General features: G+C 37.9%; 23 protein-coding genes and 2 pseudogenes. 7 read left to right on the top strand and 18 right to left on the bottom strand.

Features of this window, described 5'->3' with window-relative positions; translation table 11 throughout:
* Positions 1 to 11 precede the first annotated feature (11 nt).
* Positions 12 to 1,232 carry a CynX/NimT family MFS transporter gene (locus AN964_RS01025; RefSeq protein ID WP_055737941.1) on the top strand — a complete coding sequence of 407 codons (1,221 nt, stop codon included), beginning with the start codon at positions 12 to 14 and terminating at the stop codon, positions 1,230 to 1,232.
* A gap of 759 nt (positions 1,233 to 1,991) precedes the next feature.
* Here AN964_RS01025 and AN964_RS01020 read toward each other — a convergent pair.
* The 8 genes and pseudogenes from AN964_RS01020 to AN964_RS00985 all read right to left on the bottom strand — a co-directional run bounded on the left by AN964_RS01020 (position 1,992) and on the right by AN964_RS00985 (position 9,145).
* Positions 1,992 to 4,481, bottom strand: a complete 2,490-nt coding sequence (locus tag AN964_RS01020) for an FtsX-like permease family protein (RefSeq protein WP_055737940.1) — start codon at positions 4,479 to 4,481, stop codon at positions 1,992 to 1,994.
* Positions 4,465 to 5,241 carry an ABC transporter ATP-binding protein gene (locus tag AN964_RS01015; RefSeq protein WP_055737939.1) on the bottom strand — a complete coding sequence of 259 codons (777 nt, stop codon included), beginning with the start codon at positions 5,239 to 5,241 and terminating at the stop codon, positions 4,465 to 4,467. Before AN964_RS01015 ends, AN964_RS01020 begins: the two co-directional genes overlap by 17 nt.
* Position 5,242: 1 nt before the next feature.
* Positions 5,243 to 5,809: a 2'-5' RNA ligase family protein gene (locus AN964_RS01010; protein ID WP_055737938.1), complete on the bottom strand. Its 567-nt coding sequence runs from the start codon at positions 5,807 to 5,809 to the stop codon at positions 5,243 to 5,245.
* Positions 5,810 to 5,868: 59 nt separating this feature from the next.
* Positions 5,869 to 6,185, bottom strand: a pseudogene (locus AN964_RS01005) (cupin domain-containing protein).
* Between the two features lie 82 nt (positions 6,186 to 6,267).
* A complete protein-coding gene (locus tag AN964_RS01000; RefSeq protein ID WP_055737937.1) occupies positions 6,268 to 7,341 on the bottom strand; it encodes a DUF3626 domain-containing protein in 1,074 nt (357 codons plus the stop codon).
* A gap of 21 nt (positions 7,342 to 7,362) precedes the next feature.
* Positions 7,363 to 7,692 carry an HIT family protein gene (locus AN964_RS00995; protein WP_055737936.1) on the bottom strand — a complete coding sequence of 110 codons (330 nt, stop codon included), beginning with the start codon at positions 7,690 to 7,692 and terminating at the stop codon, positions 7,363 to 7,365.
* Positions 7,693 to 7,922: 230 nt separating this feature from the next.
* Positions 7,923 to 8,477 (bottom strand): GNAT family N-acetyltransferase, encoded by a 555-nt coding sequence (locus tag AN964_RS00990; protein ID WP_055737935.1) that lies wholly within the window; start codon positions 8,475 to 8,477, stop codon positions 7,923 to 7,925.
* A 134-nt stretch (positions 8,478 to 8,611) separates the two neighbouring features.
* Positions 8,612 to 9,145, bottom strand: a complete 534-nt coding sequence (locus AN964_RS00985; protein ID WP_205603425.1) for a GNAT family N-acetyltransferase — start codon at positions 9,143 to 9,145, stop codon at positions 8,612 to 8,614.
* 269 nt (positions 9,146 to 9,414) lie between these two features.
* Here AN964_RS00985 and AN964_RS00980 point away from each other — a divergent pair, with 269 nt between their 5' ends.
* Positions 9,415 to 10,632: an MFS transporter gene (locus AN964_RS00980; protein WP_055737934.1), complete on the top strand. Its 1,218-nt coding sequence runs from the start codon at positions 9,415 to 9,417 to the stop codon at positions 10,630 to 10,632.
* A 1,494-nt stretch (positions 10,633 to 12,126) separates the two neighbouring features.
* Here the strand turns inward: AN964_RS00980 and AN964_RS25280 are convergent.
* Both AN964_RS25280 and AN964_RS00970 read right to left on the bottom strand, forming a co-directional pair.
* Positions 12,127 to 12,564, bottom strand: a pseudogene (locus AN964_RS25280) (NUDIX hydrolase); the annotation flags it as partial.
* Positions 12,565 to 12,577: 13 nt separating this feature from the next.
* Positions 12,578 to 13,339 (bottom strand): GNAT family N-acetyltransferase, encoded by a 762-nt coding sequence (locus AN964_RS00970; RefSeq protein WP_055737932.1) that lies wholly within the window; start codon positions 13,337 to 13,339, stop codon positions 12,578 to 12,580.
* 325 nt (positions 13,340 to 13,664) lie between these two features.
* Here AN964_RS00970 and AN964_RS00965 point away from each other — a divergent pair, with 325 nt between their 5' ends.
* Together AN964_RS00965 and AN964_RS00960 are read left to right on the top strand one after the other, a co-directional pair.
* Positions 13,665 to 14,795: an ABC transporter ATP-binding protein gene (locus tag AN964_RS00965; RefSeq protein ID WP_055737931.1), complete on the top strand. Its 1,131-nt coding sequence runs from the start codon at positions 13,665 to 13,667 to the stop codon at positions 14,793 to 14,795.
* A gap of 2 nt (positions 14,796 to 14,797) precedes the next feature.
* A complete protein-coding gene (locus AN964_RS00960; RefSeq protein WP_055737930.1) occupies positions 14,798 to 16,360 on the top strand; it encodes a glycine betaine ABC transporter substrate-binding protein in 1,563 nt (520 codons plus the stop codon).
* A 30-nt stretch (positions 16,361 to 16,390) separates the two neighbouring features.
* Here the strand turns inward: AN964_RS00960 and AN964_RS00955 are convergent, their stop codons facing one another.
* Genes AN964_RS00955 through AN964_RS00945 form a run of 3 tightly spaced genes read right to left on the bottom strand, consistent with a single transcriptional unit; the run spans position 16,391 to position 18,054 of the window.
* Positions 16,391 to 16,723: a YrdB family protein gene (locus AN964_RS00955; protein WP_055737929.1), complete on the bottom strand. Its 333-nt coding sequence runs from the start codon at positions 16,721 to 16,723 to the stop codon at positions 16,391 to 16,393.
* 9 nt (positions 16,724 to 16,732) lie between these two features.
* Entirely contained in the window at positions 16,733 to 17,419 is a 687-nt protein-coding gene (locus AN964_RS00950; protein WP_055737928.1) for an MBL fold metallo-hydrolase, read from the bottom strand.
* A complete protein-coding gene (locus AN964_RS00945; protein ID WP_055737927.1) occupies positions 17,416 to 18,054 on the bottom strand; it encodes a TetR/AcrR family transcriptional regulator in 639 nt (212 codons plus the stop codon). Before AN964_RS00945 ends, AN964_RS00950 begins: the two co-directional genes overlap by 4 nt.
* Before the next feature lie 217 nt (positions 18,055 to 18,271).
* On the opposite strand from AN964_RS00945, the gene AN964_RS00940 reads away from it, so the two are divergent.
* The 3 genes from AN964_RS00940 (at position 18,272) to AN964_RS00930 (ending at position 20,432) form a co-directional block, all read left to right on the top strand.
* Complete coding sequence (locus AN964_RS00940) at positions 18,272 to 19,132, top strand: pirin family protein (protein WP_055737926.1); 861 nt, start codon at positions 18,272 to 18,274, stop codon at positions 19,130 to 19,132.
* 78 nt (positions 19,133 to 19,210) lie between these two features.
* Positions 19,211 to 19,759 (top strand): NADPH-dependent FMN reductase, encoded by a 549-nt coding sequence (locus AN964_RS00935; RefSeq protein ID WP_055737925.1) that lies wholly within the window; start codon positions 19,211 to 19,213, stop codon positions 19,757 to 19,759.
* Positions 19,760 to 19,985: 226 nt separating this feature from the next.
* On the top strand, positions 19,986 to 20,432 hold the full coding sequence (locus AN964_RS00930) for a C40 family peptidase (RefSeq protein ID WP_055737924.1): 447 nt from the start codon (positions 19,986 to 19,988) through the stop codon (positions 20,430 to 20,432).
* A gap of 52 nt (positions 20,433 to 20,484) precedes the next feature.
* Here AN964_RS00930 and AN964_RS00925 read toward each other — a convergent pair whose 3' ends face one another.
* The 5 genes from AN964_RS00925 to AN964_RS00905 form a co-directional block, all read right to left on the bottom strand.
* A complete protein-coding gene (locus tag AN964_RS00925) occupies positions 20,485 to 21,009 on the bottom strand; it encodes a 5' nucleotidase, NT5C type (RefSeq protein WP_055737923.1) in 525 nt (174 codons plus the stop codon).
* Positions 21,010 to 21,087: 78 nt separating this feature from the next.
* Positions 21,088 to 22,203 carry a DUF1835 domain-containing protein gene (locus tag AN964_RS00920; protein WP_055737922.1) on the bottom strand — a complete coding sequence of 372 codons (1,116 nt, stop codon included), beginning with the start codon at positions 22,201 to 22,203 and terminating at the stop codon, positions 21,088 to 21,090.
* 72 nt (positions 22,204 to 22,275) lie between these two features.
* Positions 22,276 to 23,229, bottom strand: a complete 954-nt coding sequence (locus AN964_RS00915) for a DUF4871 domain-containing protein (RefSeq protein ID WP_055737921.1) — start codon at positions 23,227 to 23,229, stop codon at positions 22,276 to 22,278.
* Positions 23,216 to 23,740 carry an RNA polymerase sigma factor gene (locus AN964_RS00910; RefSeq protein WP_055737920.1) on the bottom strand — a complete coding sequence of 175 codons (525 nt, stop codon included), beginning with the start codon at positions 23,738 to 23,740 and terminating at the stop codon, positions 23,216 to 23,218. The genes AN964_RS00915 and AN964_RS00910 overlap by 14 nt, the downstream gene beginning before the upstream one ends.
* 364 nt (positions 23,741 to 24,104) lie before the next feature.
* Entirely contained in the window at positions 24,105 to 24,860 is a 756-nt protein-coding gene (locus AN964_RS00905) for a sulfite exporter TauE/SafE family protein (RefSeq protein ID WP_055737919.1), read from the bottom strand.
* Positions 24,861 to 24,969: the final 109 nt, after the last annotated feature.

Raw genomic sequence — 24,969 nt, 5'->3', positions numbered from 1 at the left:
GAGGAAGAAAGTTGAATTTACAACCGGGAACGTTACAACAAGAACAAACAAAGTTGGACGTAAAACCAAAAGTACTTTTATTAATTATCGGAATAATATTTATCGGAGCGAATTTAAGGGCTCCTTTAACATCAGTTGGACCATTGGTGCCTTCCATCCGTGAGAGTTTAGGAATATCAAGCACACTTGCAGGAGCATTAACAACGGTTCCTCTTCTTGCTTTTGCGCTAGTGTCACCATTTGCACCAAAATTAGCGCGCCGCTTTGGAATGGAATCCGTTCTTTTTCTCTCCTTAATCCTTTTAACCATCGGAATTATTCTGCGCCCTCTCTCTGGAGTAGGAACGCTATTTACTGGTACGATTTTTCTTGGTTTGGCCATTGCTATTGGCAATGTACTAGTGCCAAGCATTATTAAGCAAAACTTTTCACAAAGTGTAGGGACTATGACGGGAATATACTCTGTTTCTATGAATCTATGCGGGGCTATTGCATCTGGACTAAGTATTCCGATTTCCTCTAACTCAGGATTTGGGTGGCAAGGCTCCCTTGGATACTGGGGAATTATTTCAATCGTTGCGATTCTTTTTTGGATCCCCCAAATTCGTGCAAAACGCAAACAAGACATAAGGGTATCTGAAAAACAGCAATCGGTAAACATTTGGAAATCTGGCTTGGCTTGGCAAGTAACTGTCTTTATGGGACTGCAATCCTTAATCTTTTATACGATTGTCGCTTGGCTGCCTGAAATTTTACAACAGCAAGGGTTAAGCTCCAGCACAGCCGGTTGGATGCTATCCTTAATGCAGTTTGCGGTTCTACCCTTTACTTTTATCGTCCCAATAATAGCGGGACGCATGAAAAACCAATATCTGCTTGTCACCATTACGGCTCTTTTATTTATTATAGGAATGATTGGTATTCTATATGGAAATCTTTCACTCATCCCACTGTCAGTAATATTTTTAGGTATTGGGGGAGGCTGTGCTTTTAGCTTAGCGATGATGTTCTTTAGCCTCCGTACCAAAAACTCTTATCAAGCAGCGGAATTATCCGGTATGGCTCAGTCCATTGGATATCTTCTTGCAGCCGTTGGTCCAACTTTATTTGGAGTGCTGCATGATATCACGCACAATTGGGCAATTCCTTTATGGATGCTTGTTATAACTTCTGTGCTTATTTTTATATCTGGTATTGGTGCTGGGAGAAATAAATATATTGAGGAAAAATAAAATGGGATGGCTTATTGGCCATCCTGTTTTTTATCCCCTAAATTATTCCAAAGAACAAAATGAGATCGGTCTCAGGGCAAAGCGTTGTCAATAAACCACACTTATGGACAACTTGTTCGCCTTCTTATACAAAGGTATCCTTTACAATCCCAATACAGGACATCTAACTAAAGAAAATCCTATAGCTTGGCCTTCATTTCATTGATGAAGGACATCTGACAGTAGAAAACCTTGTAAATTGGCCTTCATTTCACTGATGAAGGACATCTGACTGAAGAAAATCCTATAGCTTGGCCTTCATTTCATTGATGAGGGACATCTGACAGTAGAAAACCTTGTAAATTGGCCTTCATTTCACTGACGAAGGACATCTGACTGAAGAAAATCCTATAGCTTGGCCTTCATTTCATTGATGAAGGACATCTGACAGTAGAAAACCCTATAACTTGGCCATCATTTCATTGATGAAGGACATCTGACAGTAGAAAACCCTATAGCTTGTCCTTCATTTCATTGATGAAGGACATCTCGCTATGGTTTATCATGCCACAATGGCCTTTATAACCTTTCTTAAGGACATCCCACTCTCTTTCTCATGCCACAATGGCCTTTATAACCTTTCTTAAGGACATCTCGCTCTCTTTCTCATGCCACAATGGTCTTTATAACACCATTCTATTCTCAATCTAAAAAAATGGTAAAACCATGAAAAAGCGAAATGACTCATATTTCTTGAATACCAGTCATCCCGCTTCAATTTCATTTATTATTCAAACTTAACTCTGCCGATATTTTCACCTTTGCTAGTTTACTAGCAAAAGGAATAAACACAACAATGGCCGTTCCAATCAGGATGGCCATAATAAGCCCTATAAATGGAAAATTAAAATGCAGCCTACTGCCTGTATCAATTAGACTGATGACATACGTTAATGCTGTTCCAGCAAGGGATCCTAAAGCTATTCCAATTAGGATATAAAGAATAACTTGTGTCATAATGACGATAATGACCCCTCTTTTGTTAATGGACAAGGTGCGTAAGATCGCAAACTCCTTCCGTTTGGAGTGAATATTATTGATAAGCGTATTAAATACTCCAACCATCACGCATACTACCATAATCGCGATTACGGCATAGAAGATGTACAATCTTTGATCAATCATTTTATTTGCCTTTTTCAATGATTGTTGATAGCTATTGATTTCTAATTCAGGATATTTCATTTTTAATGCTTCTAATTGTTTCAACGTATGTTTTTCGTTATCGCTGCTAATAAAAACTCGATCCAATGCTGTATGTTGGTTTCTATATTTGCTGCTCCAATCCATCATTACATCAATTGAAAGCGGCAGCTTATCGACAATTGCCGCTATCCTTGCCTTACCAATTGGTTTTTGCTTTTGTTCTGCTTCAAAGAAATTTCCTAGACGGATTGTATCTCCAGCTTTCACTTTAAACTTTTTCGCAAAATTTCTGCTAACGATAAGTTGATTCTTTCCAAACTTAATGTTCTTTGATATCAATCCTTGGCTTGCCAATTCTTTTAAATCACCTAAAAAATAATCAAACGAATAATAATTATCTGCTTTTATCAGATCCAATTGTGTAGGCGTGCTGACAGTACTTGCCCCTTTAATACCGGATAATTTCACTATTTGTTTTTTTATTTCCATAGGATCTAATTTCGAATCATAATTCAATCGGCTTGTGACAACGATATTAGTTTGATACTCATTTTTTAAATACTGTTCTTGATTTTTCTTGATTGTTTCCATTAACGTGGAGCCAAAAATAGTTATAATCATTAACGTACTGATGGTCAGCATTACAAAGGTGTTCTTTCTCACCTGCGGGATCACATTTTTTATTGATACAAAAGAGGTTCTACCTAATATACTCCTTATAAGAGGCAATAACTTTTGTAAAATAGGAGCAAGATAAACAGGGAACAACACAAAAATTCCAAAGGTTATAAGGATGCCTGCAAAAAGGACGGAAAATACTTGGTATGTATCCGCTTGAACAACAAGCTTTCCGAACAAGATAAAGAATAAGCCACCAATGATCATGCTATATCCTATTACTTTACGGAATTTTAAATTGGCAAAATCGTTCCGCTCATTTTCTTGCATGATTTTAAGCGGCAGTACTTTTGAGCTCCGATAAGCAGGAATTAGCATGAAAAGCTCAATTAAAACAAAGCAACTAAATGCCAGCAAAAGGGCGAGTTTTGGATGGAAATCCATTGTATCCACGTGGATCGCAAACCATTTTTGTATACAATTTTGGATAAACTGATTGCTAAGAAAAGCTAGAAGGAATCCTAATACAGCACCAACCATCACCATCAAGCTAGATTGAATAAACACAATATTAAACATTTGCTTGGACGTTGCACCTAATGACCGCATGATGGCGAATTGATTTTTATACTTATATAAAAAGACTTCAAAGTTGGCGACGATTAATAAAGAAGTAACAAATAACATTAGAACCGAAAGAACCGTCATAAAAATTTGCAGTGATGTGAGATTGGTCTTTAGATATTCATTCTCCTCTGCTAGATCAATACGTAAGCCTCGGTCCACTTTCCGTATATCATTTGCCAACACAATTGGATTTTCACTTTTTTTAGCTTTTATTAAGATATAAGTCGCCTCTATTAGGTTACCCGCTTCCGCCGCAATAAATTTCTTCGCATCGTCACGAGAGATAAGAAGAATATCGGGTGCTACCCCGGACGCATCTAAGTTATCTAATAGCTCTTTTATTTTAAAAGTTTCATTTTCAATCGTTATCTTTTCCCCAGCACGGACCTTTAAGGCTTCCGCTAACGATTTATTGATCATCGCTTCGTTGGCAGAAAGGTCCTGATGAAAATGATATTTACTTTTAACAAGCGAATCATTCTCAACTCCAACTGTATAAATATCGTTATATGTATGGTTGATGCTTAAATGTGTAAGCACCACATTGGAGTAGCTTTGTATACCTGGCTGATTCGTTATTCTCTGTAAAAGGGCTCTATCAACAATCTTGTTCTGATCAGGATTGTATCCTACTGACAAATCCATATTTCCGTACATTTTCTTTACTTCATTATGCAGTGTTTGTTTGGCATTAATCGAGAATATAGCTAATGTGATGATGAGCGATACAGACAATATAACGCTAATAATGGACGAGATGGCAATAAATTTATTCCGGTGAAAGAAACGCAGCGATACCCCTTTAATAGACTTTATCATTGGACATCTCCATTATTTCTTGAAAGGTATGTAAAATATTCGCCATATTATCTTGATTGCTGGCACATTTATATTCGTCCACAATTTGTCCATCGTGAAAGAAAAGCACTCTGTCTGCATAGGTTGCCACCTTTGGATCGTGGGTTACCATGATAATACTTTGTTCAAATGTTTTTTTCATGTCGATTAATACATGTAAAATCTCTGTAGAGGTATTGAAATCCAAATTTCCCGTTAGCTCATCCGCTAGTATAATCGGAGGAGCAGTAATTAGTGCTCGTCCAATTGCTACTCTTTGCTGCTGCCCTCCGGAAAGCTGAAATGGCCGATGTCTTCTCCAGTTAGATAGTCCGACGAGTTCCAGCATCCCATCCACCTTTTGTTCCATTGTTTCTTTTCCCACCCCTTTGAGGATCAACGGAAGAGCAATATTTTCTTCCACCGTTAGATCCTTTAAAAGGTTAAAAGATTGAAAGATGAACCCAATATTATCCCTTCTAAACTGAGCAGCATAGGGCTCTATAAACATATTGCGATCATGCTTTCCGTTCAGCCAGATTTTCCCCTTATCAGGCTCATCCAACGTACCAAGAATATTAAGGAGTGTACTCTTACCTGAACCGCTTGTTCCCATCACGGCAAGCAATTCGCCCTTTTGAAGATCAAAGGAGACATTTTTAAGTGCCTGAACTTCATACCCGATTCCTTTATACGCTTTCCAAAGACGCTCTACGGTTAACACGATTTGGTCGTTTGCCATCTTACACCTCGATTGTATTGGATAATAGTTTCTTAGAATACACTTCCGGTGCTGCTATACATCGGCCATCTGTTAAAATCGTTTCTATCAACGCAATCTCTGTTATCCTTGCGTCGATTGTGCTTAGTTTTTTAGAACAGTACTTAAATGCTTCACATAATTTGTCGTGGGATAACCGATTGGCTAATGTACAATGCGGAACCCATTTTCCCGGCAAGTAAAGAGAATCAGGATTATCATTAAACCTTTTGAAAAAATCGTGATGTGTTCGATGAAGATTGGACAGAGATGTCGACATGGTTGGGGATAAAAACAATGTTCCTGAGTTTAAGAATGTTCCTAATGAATTAAAAGTTATTTCTACTTGAAAAGTAGAATCGTAAAATTGATCCATCGATTGGATCATTTCATCTTTATCAAGATGATTATAGCTTGCGATGGTGATATGAGGTTTTCGGTCCTCAACCTCCTCCGCATAAAAAGAAATGGATTGTTTCCTTAGGTCTTGCCATATTTCTTTTATTAGGTTTTCCGTTTTCTTGTCCAACAGTGCGATAATTGCGAACATATACCTCTCACTCTCCATGAATTAGAAAATCAATCCTCATCCGTTTCAATCCAATCCCCTTAGCTATGTGGTTGTGAGATGACCAAAAACTCTATGTCATTGGGGATTCATTCTTCATTTGGTGAGGATTGCAAGGAGAAACCTCCACCCCTTCACCTGTATGTAATATAATTCTTTGACCATCTAGTTCTAATATTGCAGTTCCGGATAAAACATAGAAAAATTGCCGAGAATGCTGATGGTAATGCCGAGCCTCTGATGTATACGGAGGCATTCTTTCATGAATGACACTTAGGTCTTTATTCTTCACTAGGTGCCATCCGTCACATTGCTCTCCCCATGTATAATGTTCTGAGTTATGTTTACTTACCTTCATTCATACTTCCTTTTTCTCTTTGGAATACCTCTTTTTAAGATTTATAGGATATAGATGTCATATACTCATTCGAACCCTACAATCATCCATATTTTACAAGAACATGCCAAAGCTGTTTTAAATGCTGGAATGTTTCCTCCGGCGTTCCCCAATCCTCCCAATATTCTGGTTTATGATAGAAAGATGCAGCTGCATTGCCTATCGTAACTGCATCGAGCAGACCGGAAGTATGTGCATAATTTTCATCCACTCGCTTAGCAAGAGGCGGCATCGCTGGACCTCGAAAATCATCGGGTACAGCGGAAATAGCTAATTGAAATCCAGGATGCCACAAAAGTGTGATGGAATACTTTTCACAGAGTTTTTCCATTAAAACACCCAGTTGTGTATCCTTAAAGGATGGGTCGGCTACCAATGCCTCAACATCTTTAGATAGGTCTATATCGCCATGGATTTGTGCTTCGATATAATCATCTAGAGAGCGTCCCAATTTACCTAGCTGTCCGCTGCATGATGGAAGGGTAAGAAGTTGCTTTACCACATCGGCAACATCCATATCAGACTTACCAAGGGCCTCTCGATTTATTTCAGCCACTTCTAATAATGCAGCCATGATTGGTTCAAATGTGTCAATTGTTCCCATCACATCAGGTCCTGTATGACTGTCCCCAAAAGTAAAGGTGCAACACTCCAACATATGTGGTTTTAATCGAAAATGACATGAACCAAAACGTGGTGAAGCACCATCTGCATAATTCATTAAGTTCAATCCGCCATACTTAGGACGTTCCACATTTCTTACGGATGGATTTTGATAAGCCGCGCCAAACAAAATCTTTTCCCACTGATCCCGATCGCCACCCGCAAAAGCTGTCTTACTTCCGTTTGTAACCTGGGTGACAAATTGACTGTAGTACATTCCATCTTCTATAAAGCACTCCATAATGGTATGTCCATTTGAAAGAATTCGATCAGGATGAAAATTGAGCGTTACTCTCCCATAAGTGCGAATAATGGACAGCAGTTCCTTGATCGAAACAGATATTCTGTTCCGGTTAAAAATATCTATCATCTTTTCAATCGATTGACTTTGAGACTCTTTCGCTTTCAACCTCACATGGTCGATTGCAACGGATTGAGCATGAGTCAATTCCATCTAGTACACCTCCATCCACTATTATCTCAGTGGTTTTCCAAACACAATATGCCAATGCAGATGTTTGGAATCCTGATAGTTTCCTATATTCGTAATGACTCTGCACGCACCGTTTTCTTCGGTTACCGTTGCGGCAACTTTTTTAATAACATCGAATAACTCCATAAGTAATTCGTTATCTTCATATTGAAGGGTGATAAGCGACGGAATATGCTTTTTCGGTATCGCTACGATATGAACTGGATAAAAAGGTTTTGTATGATAGTAAGCTAAAACATTCTCTGTTTCCATTACCTTGTCTACGGCTGTCTTGCCGCTTAGTACCTCTTCACAGTAAAAATCCTCTGTCATAATGTCACCCCTTTTGGGAATTATTTTAAACGCGGACTCAGAATCCGTTATTTTTAATAAATGCCCTAAATTTGAGGACTAATCGGACACTGAGTACGTTAATTGTGTAAAAACACAATGAAATCACTGCTTTTTTCTTAAATAACGGCTCCTATGTCCGCAAACAGAAGGAATAAGCCCATTTTGTCACAGATAACGGAACTGTTGTCCGATAACGGGAGATTTGGTTATCATAGATTCCTATCTTTTACCCAATCAGTCTTTAGAATTGAAAAAACAAAAGTATCGTATGAAACCCCACCTTGATAGATATAACCTCTTAGCAGTCCCTCTTTTTGAAATCCCAATTTTAACAATAGATTGGAAGACGGGTCGTTTTCCGGAAAGGTAACGGCACCGATTCGATATAAATCCAATTCCTCAAAGCTGTATTGCAGAACTGCTTTTACCGCTTCCGAAACGATTCCCCTCCTCCAGAAATCCGGATGCAGCTCATATCCAACTTCTGCACGTTTGCTCGTGATAACAAGATTATTTAATCCGACACTTCCTATGTATTCACCTGTTTCTTTTAAAATCATTCCCCAGCGAATCCCACGCTTTTCTTCAAAATTCCTTGAAAAGGAATGTACCATCTTTTGAGCCTGTTCCTCTTCCTGAAAAGGTATCATTCCATAATAGCGAGTTACCTCTTCCCGTGAAAAAATATCATAGATTGCCCCTGTGTATTCTTCGGTGATTTCCTTAAGCATTAATCGTTCTGTTTCTAAAATAGGAAATGACATAAATAACACCTCTTTTCTTAAACTTTGTTGCATTTGTATAGGGAAGTCCTTGGTTATAAATGGAGAAACTTTATAAGAAAAGATTCCCTAAATCCTGACCAGCTTAGGATTTATATTGTGAAAACAGCTTTTATTTAAGATACCGTTTCAAACGTAGGTGGATATTTCACCTTCCCCTTGATTCCCTGTAAAGAATCTTCCTTCAACTCGATCGCCATAAAATTTGGGTCCTCCACATTATAAGGACATTCAATTCCGAACGAGGTTTGCGAAGGAACAAACCCAAATTTAGGATAGAAATCCGGATGTCCGAGTACAAATATATGAGAATAGCCTAGCTCACCACAAGCCCGCAACCCCGCCTTAACAAGTTCCGACCCAATTCCGATTCCTTGGTATTCCGGTTTTACCGACATTGGCGCAAGCCCAATAGTCGGAATCTCCCCTTCATTTGTTTCTATGAAAATTTTGCTAAACAAAATATGTCCAATGACGTCTCCGTCTTTCACCGCAACGAGAGATAATTCTGGTATAAATAGTTCACTTTTCCGGATAGCTTGAACTAAATTTGCTTCATTTAGTTTATTTCCGAACGCAAAATAATGTAGTAAGCGAATTTTTTCATAATCAGCTGGCGTTTCCGAGCGAATGATATATTCAAAATCCAATTTCGCCCCCTCCTTTGATGGTAAAATTTTACTACAATTGTTTTTGTATGTATAGTGAATATTATAAATAAAAAATATTTTATAAATTTTACGATTTTAATTCGAACAATTGGAAAATAAATGAAATAATAAGACAAAAAAAGAGGAAGGAGATTTTCTAGAATGATTGCCACTCGTTACTTGAATTTTGCAGATCATTAACACTGAATCCGAGGACCCCCGTTATAAAAATTTTTTATACAAAATTTTTATATCGGAGGAGAAAACAGATGAGTAAACCATTGTTCGTTCTATTATTAGGAAGAATTTTAACTAACTTTTCGGATAGCTTTTATAAAATTGCAACCATATGGTATGTAAAAAACACAACTGATTCTTCCTTGCTAATTGGTATCACGAGTGCTATCGCCATATTGCCGATAACAATTCAGTTTCTTTACGGTCCGATTATTGACCGGTTTTCTAAACGGAGGATCTTATTTTTTGCGTCCATTGGGCAAGGACTATTTATCAGCATTATCTCCATTTTGTATTATGCAGAAAGCCTATGGCTCCCCGTTCTGTTTTTGTTAATGTTTTTGTCCTTAACTTTTTCAGAGGCGACCTATCCAACGGAAAATGCTTTAATTGAACGTTTGGCTTCGCGTGATAAGCTAGCAAAGGTAAATTCGATTTTTGCCTTTTCGTATCAAACATTGGATATCATTTGCGATGCGATATCCGGTATATTGATCGCCTTCGTTGGCTTGGGGGTAATTTATATCTCGAATAGTGTTTTGCTTATTTTTACAGGGATGCTGTTCTTGTTTTATCTAAAAGTCCCTGCGTCGAAGAGGGAAAGCGAAGCAACTACAAATCATTTTTTCAAGCAGTATAAGAAGGATTTTGCAGATGGATTTCGAGTGGTAAAGAGGCAGAAAACATTATTAAGTATTTTGTTTGGTGTGATTGGGATTAATGTTTTGGCAACAATGGGATTAGCGATGTTGCCGGTGATTTCCAACACATCCGTAAAATATGGTTTCTGGCTGACTTCCATGTCCATCGGGTCCATCGTTGGGACGATTTTATCGAGCAGGTTGGAGAAAATGCCTTTAAACCGGGTTCTGCCTTTAACCTCACTGATTTCCGGTACTTCATGGTTACTGGCAATGGTTACCGTCAATCAGTTTATTGTTCCTTATATTTTCTTCGGTCTGGCTTGGTTAGGGATTGGAATCATGGGGATCTACATTCAAACTTTAATTCAAGTCAACTTGCCGGAAGAATACTTAGGAACAGGATTTACCTTCTTATCATCACTGCTCGGTTCCTTAAGCCCAATTGGATTCTTTTTAGGAGGACTGCTGGGGCAATTAACATCAAGTTATCTCGTACTCTACTTGGCTTGTCTTGGGTACTTCGGTTTCGCCGTTTACTTTTGGGTTCATCCGAAGTTGAGCAGACTAGAGAATGAGTTAAGCAGTCGATTTGAGGAATCAATATAATAACTTATCATCAGAAAGGAATATTATGCACTGGAAAAAGTATTTTATTCTAATGCCTCCCGCTCTCTTGATTGGTTTGATTTTCATACTTTATTTTCACCAGTCAAGTTTGGCTTTTTTAACCATAATAGTTTTTTGGGGAATCTATTATTTATGGGTGTATATAGAAAACAAGAAAAAGTCTAAGGGGAAAATCAAATAGAAAATTTATGAGCTCAGGGATATCCCTGAGCTCATTTTGAACACAAATCAAAATTTCTTGGTCACATCATCCAATTTGAGATGAAAAACAGTATCCTCTTGATAGAAAGAACCCTCGAATTCCCCCACGTCCTTAAGTAAAAGGAAACCGTCCTTTACAACCGGCTTTTCATCCAGTATGACATGGAGTTTCGATATTCCCCGGCTATTTTCGTTAGTATAAGCGACCACCGGCTGTTGAAATAGATATTCTTTATCATTCACTTTTACTTTCAAAAAGTTTTTGTGTAATAGTTTATTTTCACTTTTTACGATATTCATTGGATCAATCAAAGCGGATTTCATATCGCCTTCCAAAACAAGATGATACCCCTTTTTTGCTTCGAATTCTTTAAATTTCGCTTCTTTGCTGTTTTTAACCATTTCCACAATGGTTTTCGTTTCGTCCGAAATGGAAACCTCCTCTATTTGAAGGATTTCGTGACCCACGTGCTTTTTTAATAAATCATATAACGTGTGATTCGACTCAAAAAAACTTTCCTTCCATTCAGGTGAAAGTTCATCCAATAGCAGGCTGAGAAATAAACCAGAACCACAGCAGCTTTTTCTGAGATGTATGCTAGCATCTTCTTTGTTTAATAGATAACCACTATATTTTTCTAGTACTTTCTCATATGGAAGCGAGCTTTTCTCAGCATAAGTTTTTAATTCTATATAATAAGCAGGTCCCTCCACTGTTTCCAGCTTGGTTTCATATTGAATATACTCCCCAATAAGACTTTTTCTTTTTTCCCTCAGTCCAACGAAATTCTGAAGATGTTTTATCCGATCTTCCTCAGTCCCTACTAACGCCTGATAAAGATGAAATCTTTCCTGATTCCTTAATTCCACATTTTCCTCTATCAATAGATAGGATACCCCTAACATTTCGTCCGGAAATCGCTTTTCCCCTTTGACATATTGGAAGCCATGAAATAATTCGTGGGCAAGGATGGAGTATAAGCCTTCTATAGTATCATAGTGTTCTACACAAGCAATGGCGGTTGGATAATCTTCAAATAGTATAATGGTGTCCCCCAGAAATTGTTCATTCCATGGAAAAACCTGTTCTGTGAATGTTGGGTGACGATACAGATAAACTTTTTCTTGATCATAAAAAGCAAAGGCAACTGCTTCAAATGCTGGCCAGTGCTGGGACAAATTTGTTATATCCTCTGCTAATTTATCGTAGGTATCTTTCTTTTTCAAGGAGTCGTCCTTCCATTGAAAATAAGTTTCTTCATGATTTTTCAGTAAAAATATAGATTTAGGATAAGGTAAAGCAAGCTCCGGCATTTGTTCTGCATTAAAGTACCGTAACTCAGCCGTTTCTCCGTCAATCGGGTTTAGCTCGCCATCTTTAACATCACACTCAAACAGAAATACATTATATTCTACTTTATGACCATTCGGATACTGGTATCGAAAATCCTTCCCGCCAAACACTCCTAAAAGCTTTTTAGGAACTACATGCAGCCCTGTTTCCTCCCACACTTCACGAACAACTGCTTCTGCAGGTGCTTCACCAGGCTCGATTGCTCCTGCAGGGAGACTCCACTTTTCTCCATTCCCTTTGTTTTGGAATAAAATCTCCCCTGCTTCATTTCGAATAATTGCCGCTACACTTGGCATAAAAATCAATTCGTTCCCCACTTTTTCCCTTAGCTTCTGATAATAATCGGACATTCCTATTTTCCACACCCCATTAAAAATATTTATAGTAAGATTCCATCTCTGATTTCAGACGACAGCCATTACTTTTGAAAATATGTTGCATTTTTATATTTGTTGAATGAGTTCCTCCAACATAATATGTGGCACCGATTTCTTTTAGAAACCGTAATGACTGTTTATGCAGAATAGAACCTAGCCCTTTCCCCCGCTCTTCCGGAATGATTCCAAAGTAAAATAACCTGCCTTCATCTGTGGTGCCAGGTTCAATATGAGGGATAACAACCGCAATCGGATTTTCTTCATTTATAAAAACACGGCAGGAATTTCTCCAATTATCCCCTAATTCGGTTTTTACAGAATCTAGATGCTGATTCATCGATAAAGTGGAAGGCTTGTTATCCGAAAAAAGCATGCACCGCTCCCAAATATTCTTAAATTCTTCTTCTGAGAGCACATCCTTTAAAGATTTCCACTGAAAAGGGGGTGGATATTCATCTACGCTCCCTAATTCTTTTGTATATTCCAAAATGGATGATCTATATTGAAATCCATTGTTTACGAGGATACTCATGTAGTCATGGTTCGATTTTTGAATTAACACACTTATATAATGTAATTTATTGACTTCCCCAGCTTCTACCAGATGACTTATTTTTTCTTTAAAATCGGGATCCGGTTGCGCCTCGTTTTCTTCTAAAGCAACATATCGAGGTAGTCCGTTCAACACTTTAAATGTTCCTTGGAAAAATTTTTCTATATTAGATATATCAAACAATGCTAATCTGCCTTTCAATGTATTCCTTTTAAACTATTCTATTTTCTTACAAGATATCCTTTTTAAATTTTTCTACATTTCTATCTAATAGTTCAGCACTGTTATCCAAAAGTTCAGCGTTTTCCCCTCATTTTTCAGCACTCTCATCATTTTTTTCAGCATTCCTCTTCGACTTCAGCATTCTTACCTATTTTTTCTGCGTTTCACTCAAAAAGTTCAGCGTTTTCTCCTTATTTTTCAGCACCATACTCCAATTCCTACCCAAACCTTTTACCCAAAATTTCAAATTCATGTTTACCGCCAAAAATATTAGGGTAAAAAACACTGGAGGTGAGTGTGAGCATTGATAAAATTTAAAAATGTTTCCAAACAATACGATGGTGGCTATTTGGCCATTAAGAATTTGAATTTCACGATCAAGGACAATGAGTTGCTTGTTCTGATTGGTCCGAGTGGGTGTGGGAAAACCACCACGATGAAGATGATTAATCGAATTATCGAACCGACCAGTGGCGAAATAACCATCAACGGAGAAAGCATTAAACAGCAAAACCCCGTCGAGCTTAGACGGAATATCGGTTACGTTATTCAACAAATTGGGTTAATGCCGCATATGACAATCAGGGAAAATGTTGCGTTAGTTCCAAAGCTGAAAAAATGGGATGAGGCAAAGTACAAGGACAAAGTGGATGAACTTATGAAAATGGTAGGGCTTGATCCGAACATCTTAGGGGATCGATTCCCGGATGAATTATCCGGTGGGCAGCAGCAGCGAATTGGCGTAATTAGAGCTTTAGCAGCAGATCCAGACATTATATTAATGGATGAACCCTTCAGTGCACTAGATCCGATCAGTCGTGAACAATTACAGGAAGAGTTAATCAGACTTCAGCAGGAAATCAAGAAAACCATTGTCTTTGTTACACATGATATGGATGAGGCATTAAAGATTGCTGATCGAATTTGTATTATGAAAGATGGAGAAATTGTTCAAATTGACAAACCTGAAACGATTTTAAGACATCCTGCTAATGAATTTGTTCGTCAATTTATTGGTGAAGATCGCCTGCAGAACTCCACTAGCCTTCCTGAAATAGAACAACTCATGGTTCCCCCGATCACTGCTTATCCTTCACGCGGACTTGCTGAAGCAGTAAAAATCATGCGTCAAAAACGAGTGGATAATTTAATTATTGTGGATAAAGATCACCACTATTTTGGAGTCGTCAATATATGGGATATGCGACGTGCATACGGAAATGAACAATTAACATTGATGGATCTCATCCAAAAGGACATTCCCACTATTACACCGAATGAAAATCCCGAAAAGGCTATTCAATTAGTCAATGACTCTCCATATGGTTTTGTACCTGTCATCGACCATAACCAAAAGGTAAAAGGAATTATCAATCGTTCCAGCATCGTAAAATTTGTCACGGATCGTTTTGACGATTCAATGGGAGGGATCTAGATATTAATAGTTTATGGAATGAGTTAAAAGATGTTTTTATCAATCGTTTACCGGAAGTTGGTAGTTTACTAGTTGAGCATATTTATTTATCCCTAGTTTCTATTATTATCGCTATTGTCATTGCCGTTCCGCTTGGAATCTTCCTTACCCGCCATAAAAAGGTTGCAGATATTGTTATTGGAATCACCGCAGCACTGCAAACCATCCCAAGTCTTGCCCTGCTTGTTTTTCTAGTTCCCTTTATCGGAACAGGTAAACCGCCCGCCATTATTGCTTTAACCATCTATGGTTTATTGCCAATCCTTCGTAATACGTATTTAGGTATTATGAACGTGAACAGCAGTACGGTTGAAGCAGGTATCGGGATGGGAATGACTAGCAGACAGGTTCTTTGGAAAATTGAGCTTCCCCTCGCTTTAAACGTTATTATGGGTGGTATTCGCACTGCCGCCGTTATGGTTGTCGGGGTGGCTACTATTGCAGGTTTAATCGGAGCCGGCGGTTTAGGAGATTTAATTTTCCGTGGTTTGCAAACCTATAACTCCGGACTGATTATTACTGGGGCACTCCCATCTGCATTAATCGCTATATTATTCGATATGATTCTGAAACGATTTGAGAATGCAGCGAAACCTGGTACGAAAAAAAAGATATCAAAAGCAAAGAAATGGGTTGCCGCTTCTGTAGCTGCTGCCGTCCTTATTACCGGAATTACGATTGGGGTCGTAAAAGCAGTCAATAGTAAAAATTCTATTACCATTACCGGAAAAAGCTTTACGGAACAAGAGATTTTAGTCAATATCTATAAAGAACTAATCGAAAATCGAACGGATCTAAAAGTCGATAAACAATCGTTCATCAGCGGCTCAGCAGCTGTATTCCAAGGGTTGAAAAAAGGCGACTATGATATCAGTGTCGAGTATACAGGTACAGGATTAATGAATTATTTAAAGGAAGATATTGATTCAACTGACCCTGACAAAGTATACAATTATGTAAAAAAGCGTTTTAAAGAAAAATACAACCTCATTTGGTTAGACCCAATTGGATTTAATAACACCTATTCTCTTACGATTCGCAAAGAAGATGCAAAAAAATGGAATGTCAAAACCATTTCTGATTTAGCAGAAAAGGCACCCGAATTAATACTTGCTTCTGAACCGGAATTTCTGGAACGCGATGATGGATATCCGGGCTTGAAAAAAGCCTATGGAATCGAGTTCGGGAAAACTCAAGCAATGGATTCCGGCATCATTTATAGTGCAGCCAAAAATCATAAGGCAGACGTCATTGATGCTTATACAACGGATGGCCGAATACCAGCTTTCAACCTGCAGGTATTAGAAGATGATAAACATGTATTTCCTCCATATAATGCGGTACCATTAGTAAGAGGTGAGGTTCTTAAGGAACATCCAGAACTGAAAAAAGTACTGAATTTACTCGCTGGAAAAATCTCTGACAAAAAAATGCAGGAATTAAACGCAGAAGTAGATATTCATAAGAAAACGTATAAAGAGGTAGCCCATCAATTTTTAATGGATGAGGGATTGCTGAAAAAATAAAGGTCAGTGAAGGATTTCACTGATCCTTTTTTATATTTCCAATACATTATCAAGAATTAGAACAATAATTGCTACTACAAGAAAGTCTCCTGCTAAAATATGCCTTCCAGTTGCATATACCGCTACAGAAGCTAAACCAAATACTATCAGTTTTAGAAAAATTCTTAATGGGACATTTACAGGAATCGTTGCCTTCGGTGCGAGAAATAGCCCCCAAAAGAAGGCAACTAGCAGAGGTGTTCCAATTCCAAGTACCATCTTCATTCCTATTCCTTTCCCTATGTGGAAACCCCAATAACCATACGCAACCAAAGCAACTATCTCGACAAGAAAAATGATTGCCATTAGGATATATGAAAACATTTTACACCCCTATCGAACCAAATTAAGATTTTGACTCATCTGTTGAATATAGATCTGTATTTGACCCGCAGGTTGAAGGACCGAATTTCCATGACATACTTCTAATCGTTTTGGTTGCAGCTGCTCAATAATCCTGCTACTGTTTACGGCTTCCTCCATATCAGCAGTAAACATTGCCATCGGTTTTTGAAGCTGACCTTTTTTGGATGTAAATAAATCACCCGCTAACAATACTTGATCTTCTTCATGATAATAAGCAATATGACCAGGTGAATGACCCGGAGTATGATAAGGAGTTAAGCCAGCAATACTTTGAAGATTCCCCTGTTTATCTACCGGTAACGCTTTGGTTATCCCCTTACTAACAGATTGTGCGGCCTTTTTTCTTCTCGGATAAGGAAGGTCACCTTCCATATAAGGAATTTCTACTGAATGTGCATACACGGGGACATTTTTTTCCTTTAAAATAACGTTTAAAGCACCTACATGATCCGAATGACCATGAGTTAACAAAACGGTTTGGAGTGGCCCTCTTTGGATTCTTTCGATAGTTTTTAGAATGCCTTTTGCCATCGAGGGAATTCCTGCATCGACGAGCGTCACTCCATTTTCATCAGCAACAAGCCACACGTGAATAGGAATAATCATCCACGTTTTCAAACTCCAAATATGCTCAGAAATTTGTTCCACTTTCATTTTTTATCGCCCCTTTGTTTTAATTTTTCTTTAAATCCTAAAAGAAGAATCTCCACTGCTTCATCAAAAGTAGGGGTTAATCTTTCCATTAATACCTCTATTGGTTCGTGCGGATAGGAATAAGTGGCAACAATACCTTGAATGTTAAAGAAAAAAATGCGTGAAAATGCTAAAACTTGCTCACCGTCATCCATGGAAAGACATTTTTGGATTCCCTCTCTGATGATCTTAAATATTTCCAATCGTAGTTTGTTAATTTCCGAATCTGTTTCTTCCACATCCACTCTGGAAGATTTTGCTGAAATAAAAATAGTGTACATACTCCGATTGAGTAGACAAAAATGGATAAATTCTCTGCTAATCTCCTTCAACTTTTCTTCAGAAGTTATGTTGGCAGTTGAAGAAATAGTCTCCATTTTCTCCTTCAAATCCTGCAATACAGGCATGGAAAGCTTGTGAAGCAAGGCTTCTTTATCCTTGAAATAAATATAGATGGTGGTATGAGAGCATCCTGCTTCTTTGGCGATTTCCCGCATGGTCACATGATCATAACCATTTTTCGCGAAAAGCTTGCTTGCAGCATGTAAAATACTATTTTTCGTCTCCTCCGATCGTTGATCCTGTTTACTGGGCATTTTAATTCCTCACTATTCTTCGTCACTTTTTAAAAACTAACCATTGGTTACTAACCGTTGGTTATAATATAACCGATGGTTAGTTTTTCTGTCAAATAATTTTTCAATTTTTCTAAAATCTTTCAAAAGCTTATGAGGTTAAATCAATATATTTTCCATTTTTCTTCGGTATGTGTATCATAAAGGTAATTTAAAAATCCGAAAGAAGGCAATCATAATGAGAGATCATTCTATCTTTCAAAGAGATATAAAAAACCATTGGAATGTTCAATATAATCAAAACGGATATCCGCATGTTCAGCAGGGATGGGTATTACACCCTGAAAAACAAAAGGAATTTGATCCATTTATATTAATGGCAGAGGATTGGTTTAAACGAGGAACCTTTTCCGATCATCCGCACCGCGGTTTTCAAACAATTACTTATGTGGTGGATGGACGACTCGAACATATTGATAATCATGGCGGACATTCGATATTGGAGTCAGGCGATGTTCAGTATATGAACGCAGGATGGGCAGCAAGACATGCAGAGGAAGCGGTTGATGATGACCTAATCCATACCCTCCAATTATGGTTGAATCTCCCTAAATCATTGAAAAACACGAAAACATCTTATCAAAATATTTATGTGGAGAATGCTCCAGAGGTACCCTTTGACGGCGGTCGTATAAAGGTGTATTCCGGGGATTTAGCAGGTGTAAAAGGTCCTATGGAAAGTTTAGTCCCGATAACGATGGCCGAAATTAGTTTTTCTGCGGGAGCATCCTACTCACATGTTTTACCGGAAAACCATAATGCTTTCCTCTATGTTCTTTCAGGAGAGCTTGAATTTGGAAAAAGCAAAACTACTTTAGAAAAAACAAGTGCAGCTACCCTTACCTATAATGAAAAGGGATCCGGAAGCAGTGAACTTGTCATCAAAGCCAACACACGGTCAAAAGTATTAATTTATTCAGGAGTTCCTATTAATGAAGAAGTAGTTGCCTATGGACCATTTGTCATGAATACGATGGAAGAAATCCAGCAAGCATTCCGTGACTACCATGCAGGAAAATTTGGTCCTCCGGCAGTTTGATTGATTTTTTAAAAATCGATGATATAATATTAACAGTTAGTTACTTTTTGTAATCGAATCAACAGGAGGGAATTTCAAATGAAAATAGTAGCATTAGTTGGAAGTAATCGTAAAGAATCCTATAATAAAAAGCTTGCTTTATATATGCAAAAGCGCTATCAAGGTAAACTGGATATTGAAATTTTGCCAATTGAAGAGCTTCCTATGTACAATCAGGACGATGAGCTTGAACCACCTGCAATTGTAAAAGACATCAAAGCTAAAGTGCTTGAAAGTGATGGTGTTCTCATTGTTACACCTGAATACAATCATTCTATTCCGGCTGTATTAAAAAATGCGATTGATTGGTTCTCAAGGGTAGATAGAGTATTGGTACACAAACCAGTAATGATTGCTGGCGGATCAGGCGGAGTATTAGGTACAGTGCGCGCTCAAATGCATCTTCGCCAAATTATGAATTCACCTGGTGTCTCTGCTCTCACTTTACCTGGAAACGAAGTATTTATCGGTGCGATTCAAAGCAAAATAGATGAAACAGGAGAACTGGTAGATGAGGCTACAATCCAATTCATCGATTCCGTTGTGGAAAATTATATTAATTGGATTGAGCAAACAAAAGGATACTAAGATACACGGATCAAGCCTTGATGGTTTGGTCTTTTTTATTTGACTTTTTTTAACTTCTTACAAATGTGTATCAAATCTTTCAAAAAGCAACTATTTATCAGAACATTTAGAATCGGTGTCAAACTCTGTCACATTATGTAATATAACTGTAAACCCCCTGTGAAGACGCGGTTATGCAAATACTTGTATAGTAGAGATAACAAACAACATCAGGAGGTTCAACAGCATGATAAAAAAGGTCATCTCTACTGTAGTAATAGCAGCCGCGCTTACTTTTGGATTTTCAGCAAAAGGTCTAAACGCAGAAGCTGCGTCTTACAACACTAAGGCGATTTCTGTTGCAAAAAGTAATCTTGGTGTTCCATATCGTTGGGGCGGCACAAGTCCATCAGGATTTGATTGTTCAGGTCTTGTAAAATATTCTTACGGAAAAGCTGGCGTAGCACTCCCAAGAACAGCAGCGGATATGTTTCATAAGGGAACTCGTTCAAAAACTTTACAAGCTGGAGATTTAGTATTTTTCGCTCAAAGTAAAGCAGCAAAACCATCACATGTCGGAATCTATCTTGGCAGCGGAAAGTTTATTAACGCTTCTTCTTCAAAGGGTGTTTCTATTACGACATTGAGCAATCCATATTGGAAACCGCTTTATGTCGGTGCAAAGCACATATAATATAGAGAAATTAAGCTTCGGTGTGCAACCGAAGCTTTTTGTTTTGACACTTCTACCCTAAAAAATACTTCCTGACATCTTGCCAATTATTTACTCGAACGTAACCTGTGACATTGATATTGTGCGGAGCAGTAAATAGTATTCCTTGTCCCATAAAACGGTTAAAATGCCTTGCATTGTCATCAATCAGATAATCCGCATGTATGATGCTTTTATCCCCGCAAAACACAAAATTCATATCATTTAAAAAGCCAAAATGCTCCTTCAACCATTCATACTTGGCAGTAAAAGATGCCGGAACCTCCATTGCTGCTGTTGTAATAAATATTTCGTATGATTTACTTAGTTCTTTTATCACTTCTTGACTATCCTTCATAACCTCCAAATCCCGAAAAAAAGTAGGATCCAGAAAATACTTTCTGAGTTCTTCCTTTATATGAGGGCGCAACTCTCTCAACTTTTTTCCCTTTAAATCATCAATAGTTAGATTCTCGTTATAATCCCGATTATAGATTTTTAGTTGTTTAGGGATGAAATCAGCCATTACCTCATCCATATCAATAGCTATTCTTTTCAACGAAATACCCCTCCAATCTCTTTTATATATTATTATATATAAAAATAAGCTCAGCTTCCTAAAAGCTGAACAGCAAACTTATTTCCTTAATCTAACACTATAATGATGCATCGATTTCGGTATCCCTTTTAAATCAAACTTTCCGCTGTAGATTAAATGGCGAATTCTATACTCCAAAAAAGAGTCGCCAATTGGTTCTTCTAATTCTCCCAGCATATACCCAATCAGTCTATTAGTCTTGATAAATTCGTCTTCTCCTTTTTCGCGATGAAGTTCCTTCAAAGAATTTAATATGAATGTATCAAAATAATCTTCAGGCACCGTTTGTATTTTTTCATCTATCCAGACACGTAAAACTCCCGTTGTTTTCGAAAGCTCTTCCCATTCTTGGTGAAACTTCTCTCTTTCTTCTAAGGATAAAGGGGCTGCTGTTTTTTCTTTTTGAAAAATAAACTTAAAATGTTCAGGTGAAATACCACCTGAATGTATGGAATAGTACTCCACATTTTCTGGGGGGATTTTATAAGCAAGATACAATTCAAAAGAGTTATGAAGGAAAACATCATTTTGTTTATTCTTCAATAAATACAGGACAAAACGAAGGAAAGTTTGTTCCTCAGCATTATTGGCATACCAGATGTGAATAGGGGCATGCTCCGGAATATCCTCTATCTCATAAAGAGTATTGGAAAAATGATTTTCGTACCAAGCATCCTCGAAGGGAAAATTTATATTTTCCAAAAACCATTCATATCGATTGGTACGACCTGTTTTTCCTTCCAAATTCAAAATCGGGCCAATGTTAGCAAAACCAGGAAACCCAATAACCGTTTTTGGCCTTTCCAACCCTACTCTTAGGGATCCAGCAGCAGATTCTGAGCTAATAAGGTGGTAGGCACCTGTGTTTCCATTTAATGTTTTGCTGCGGAGAATGTGAATTTGTTCATTTATTTTTTCCACCATCATCTGGATGCCTTCTTGATTGATAAAATAACCTCGGCCTTCCAACGGTTTACGTTCTTCATGGTGGAACGTCTCGAATGCTTCCCCATCGGCTAATTCAAATGTTTCCCATCCCCCATTGTGTAAAAGGTTACTTGCAGTTACATATCGAGGAGATCTAATTCTATAAACAAATACAACATTCGGTTCCTCAAAAAAATATATAAATAATTCATTTACCCTAGTTTTCACCAAACTACTCCCTTTGTCAAAATTGTCTTAAAGTTACTTTAACACAAGGGACAATAACTGTAAAAAACCTTCTTAATTCTTCACATCCACAATCGTACTCTCCCCAAGGACGGTGATTTTCCACATGCCTGGTTTATCAAGTTTAAGTTTCCCCATGTATTCTGTATAGGTGTCTCCGTTTGAATAGTTGAAGGGGGCATACTGAATATAAGGAAAACTTAACATATGATTTTTATCCTTTATATAGGAGGCTTCCACATTGATGATGGATTCCTTTTTCTCACCTTTCACTTCTAAGCTAATATCCTTTGATAATCCAACTTTCACATCATCTCTTGATAAATTAAATTGTGACGTTTTTGTCGTAATATTAGGTGCTTTCACATTCACTACGATAGATCCGTATGGATGACCATCGATGGAAACATCGATTTTCCACAAACCCTTTTTAGGAAAGGGCTTAAAGGTAGTCAATGCACTTGCATCTTCTCCATACACCGGCCCTTGAATTTCTGTTTCGTTGACGACGAATTTTTCACCTGTTCCCTCATGTGTGGCTGTTGCTTTTAATTCCTTGTTTATCAATTTGTCCGGGTCACCCCAAACATACCAAAACATTTTGGCTCCTGCCCGCGGGTCTTTTGCAATAAATTCAGTATCCAGAAAACCGATTTTCCCTTTGATTCCGCGTACCCGATTTTTATACACAATAGAGCCATCACGATCCAACAGATCAAACGTTGGACTTACCTGCCAATGTTCCTTTTGGATTGGTTTCGGTGTATGAGCGGGCTTAGTCGGGTGGTGGGATACTATTAACAAAATAGGGATGAAAACAACTAGACATATTGCAACTGCAACGGCTAGCTTTCTGAAAATGCCGCTATAATCAAGGTCTCTTTTATTCACTCTCGCAGCAAGACGCAATTGATGGAGGATTTTTTCTTGTTGGACAGGCTGTAATTGCTGCTTTGGCATGGACCGTAATAGGGAGAGCTTATATTCCTCCTCCTTATTGAATTCCATAATCCCGCTCCTCCTTCCATTCTTTTGATTGCAGTTGAAGCTTTTTTAATGCGCGGTGTAATGTCAAATTTACTTTATTCTTCGTCCAGCCCAATACTTCAGCTGTTTCTGATACCGATAGATCCATGATTCCTCTTAAAATCAGAACGTCTCGGTCCTTCTTTTTCAATTCGTTTATTGCCTTGTAGATTAGTTGGATTTCTTCTTGACGGATTAAATACTCCTCTAGGTGCAGTTGATTAGATGGGATAAGTTGTAACATGTTGTCTGGTAGGTGAGGTAGCTTTTGCTTTCTGCGGTGATGATCAATGGCAACACGTCGGGCAATGGAAACAAGCCATGTTTTCGGATCTGCCCTGCCTTCAAATTGTTGAATACCTTTTAACGCTTTTAAAAAACTCTCCTGAACAAGGTCCTCAACATCTGTGCTTTGCGTGTAATAAACTAGGAAATGATAAATATAGGAGTTGTACTTTCGGAATAAATCTTCTATTATTCGTTCCTTATCCACTGAAGGTCCTCCCTTCCAAAACACTATTTATAATTAGACGGTCTTGAGCGTTGGAGATTTCATTTTTATTATAACTTTTTGTAAAAGAGGAAAAATCAATGAATAAAGCAATAAGCAAATAAAAGAACAATACAGCAATTAATAATTTCATTTCGCGCTTGGCGGACACCAGTTCCGTTATTATGGACAAAACGAGATAATTCTTACTGTTCGCGGACATAGGTTCCGTTATTCTACTAAAAAACAGTGATTTTCCTGTGTATTTAATTAAATAACGGAATCTGTGTCCGCTTAACCCTTAAATTAGCGGCATTTTAATAAAATAACGGATCCATTGTCCGCTTACCGATTTTCTTCACGTACTTCAGTACCTACCATGCGGAAAAAGCAGCAATATCCCTAGCGCAACTATGATGATAAATAAAGAGTTTTCAAATTTCGCAGCTGGGATTTTTTTATTAAAATATTTTCCTATTATAATAGCTAACAATATTGCCGGAATAGAGAAAGCATACAGAGTTAACAAATCCTTCGTCCATAAGCCGCCCAAAGCATGCCCGGATACAACCAGTACGCCAGATATCAAAAAATGAGCCTGCAATGTTCCTCTGAAACGCTCTGGATTCCAACGGCGTAATGTTCCATATATAACAACCGGTACACCATTGAAGTTATAGGCACTGCCAAGGGCACCAGAAGCAAATCCAAATGGTAAAACCCAGCCTCCCGCATTTAGTAATGGACGATCCAGCCCTTTTAAAAGCTTTTTCTTTAATATCGAGTAACATCCGTAAGCTATTAGGAAAACGCCTAGTCCAGTTGTAATGACATTTGCCGGTGTAAACCTGAGCATGAGCAGACCTATCGGGATTCCAATCACCGTGGTAATTGCGAGTCTAATTAGGACTGGCCGTTCTATATGACGCCATCCGCTGGCAACGGTTAAAGCAGCAACAGTAAGTCCAGCCAATCCAATCAGGGAAACAGATGTATTTAATGAAATTGGCAGTAGTGCAAGCAGCGGCATACTAACGATTGCTTCCCCGAACCCGAACATAGTTCTCATCAAGGCACCAATAAAAACAGCAGCGATAATTAAAATCATAATATTTATTGACATAGCTCAACCTCACTTATCAATATATTCCATTCATTTGCATATTTTACTTTTTATGGTAATATAAAAATGCAGAAGTTCCCTCCTTCCCTTATTAGTAATGTTCATTAAT

The sequence above is a fragment of the Heyndrickxia shackletonii genome (assembly GCF_001420715.1).
In the GTDB taxonomy this organism is placed as follows: Bacteria; Bacillota; Bacilli; order Bacillales; family Bacillaceae_C; genus Margalitia; species Margalitia shackletonii.
The sequence above is the reverse complement of the archived record's forward strand: the minus strand, read 5'-3'. Positions and strand labels throughout refer to the sequence as shown.

What these genes read in the sequence shown, in the direction of transcription:
- AN964_RS00915 (WP_055737921.1), bottom strand. Translation starts at nt 23,229, where the DNA reads ATGGAATTCAATAAGGAGGAGGAATATAAGCTCTCCCTATTACGGTCC.
- AN964_RS00940 (WP_055737926.1), top strand. Translation starts at nt 18,272, where the DNA reads ATGAGAGATCATTCTATCTTTCAAAGAGATATAAAAAACCATTGGAAT.
- AN964_RS00935 (WP_055737925.1), top strand. Translation starts at nt 19,211, where the DNA reads ATGAAAATAGTAGCATTAGTTGGAAGTAATCGTAAAGAATCCTATAAT.
- AN964_RS00990 (WP_055737935.1), bottom strand. Translation starts at nt 8,477, where the DNA reads ATGTCATTTCCTATTTTAGAAACAGAACGATTAATGCTTAAGGAAATC.
- AN964_RS00945 (WP_055737927.1), bottom strand. Translation starts at nt 18,054, where the DNA reads ATGCCCAGTAAACAGGATCAACGATCGGAGGAGACGAAAAATAGTATT.
- AN964_RS00955 (WP_055737929.1), bottom strand. Translation starts at nt 16,723, where the DNA reads ATGTTTTCATATATCCTAATGGCAATCATTTTTCTTGTCGAGATAGTT.
- AN964_RS01020 (WP_055737940.1), bottom strand. Translation starts at nt 4,481, where the DNA reads ATGATAAAGTCTATTAAAGGGGTATCGCTGCGTTTCTTTCACCGGAAT.
- AN964_RS01015 (WP_055737939.1), bottom strand. Translation starts at nt 5,241, where the DNA reads ATGGCAAACGACCAAATCGTGTTAACCGTAGAGCGTCTTTGGAAAGCG.
- AN964_RS01000 (WP_055737937.1), bottom strand. Translation starts at nt 7,341, where the DNA reads ATGGAATTGACTCATGCTCAATCCGTTGCAATCGACCATGTGAGGTTG.
- AN964_RS00930 (WP_055737924.1), top strand. Translation starts at nt 19,986, where the DNA reads ATGATAAAAAAGGTCATCTCTACTGTAGTAATAGCAGCCGCGCTTACT.
- AN964_RS00980 (WP_055737934.1), top strand. Translation starts at nt 9,415, where the DNA reads ATGAGTAAACCATTGTTCGTTCTATTATTAGGAAGAATTTTAACTAAC.
- AN964_RS01010 (WP_055737938.1), bottom strand. Translation starts at nt 5,809, where the DNA reads ATGTTCGCAATTATCGCACTGTTGGACAAGAAAACGGAAAACCTAATA.
- AN964_RS00995 (WP_055737936.1), bottom strand. Translation starts at nt 7,692, where the DNA reads ATGACAGAGGATTTTTACTGTGAAGAGGTACTAAGCGGCAAGACAGCC.
- AN964_RS00950 (WP_055737928.1), bottom strand. Translation starts at nt 17,419, where the DNA reads ATGAAAGTGGAACAAATTTCTGAGCATATTTGGAGTTTGAAAACGTGG.
- AN964_RS00905 (WP_055737919.1), bottom strand. Translation starts at nt 24,860, where the DNA reads ATGTCAATAAATATTATGATTTTAATTATCGCTGCTGTTTTTATTGGT.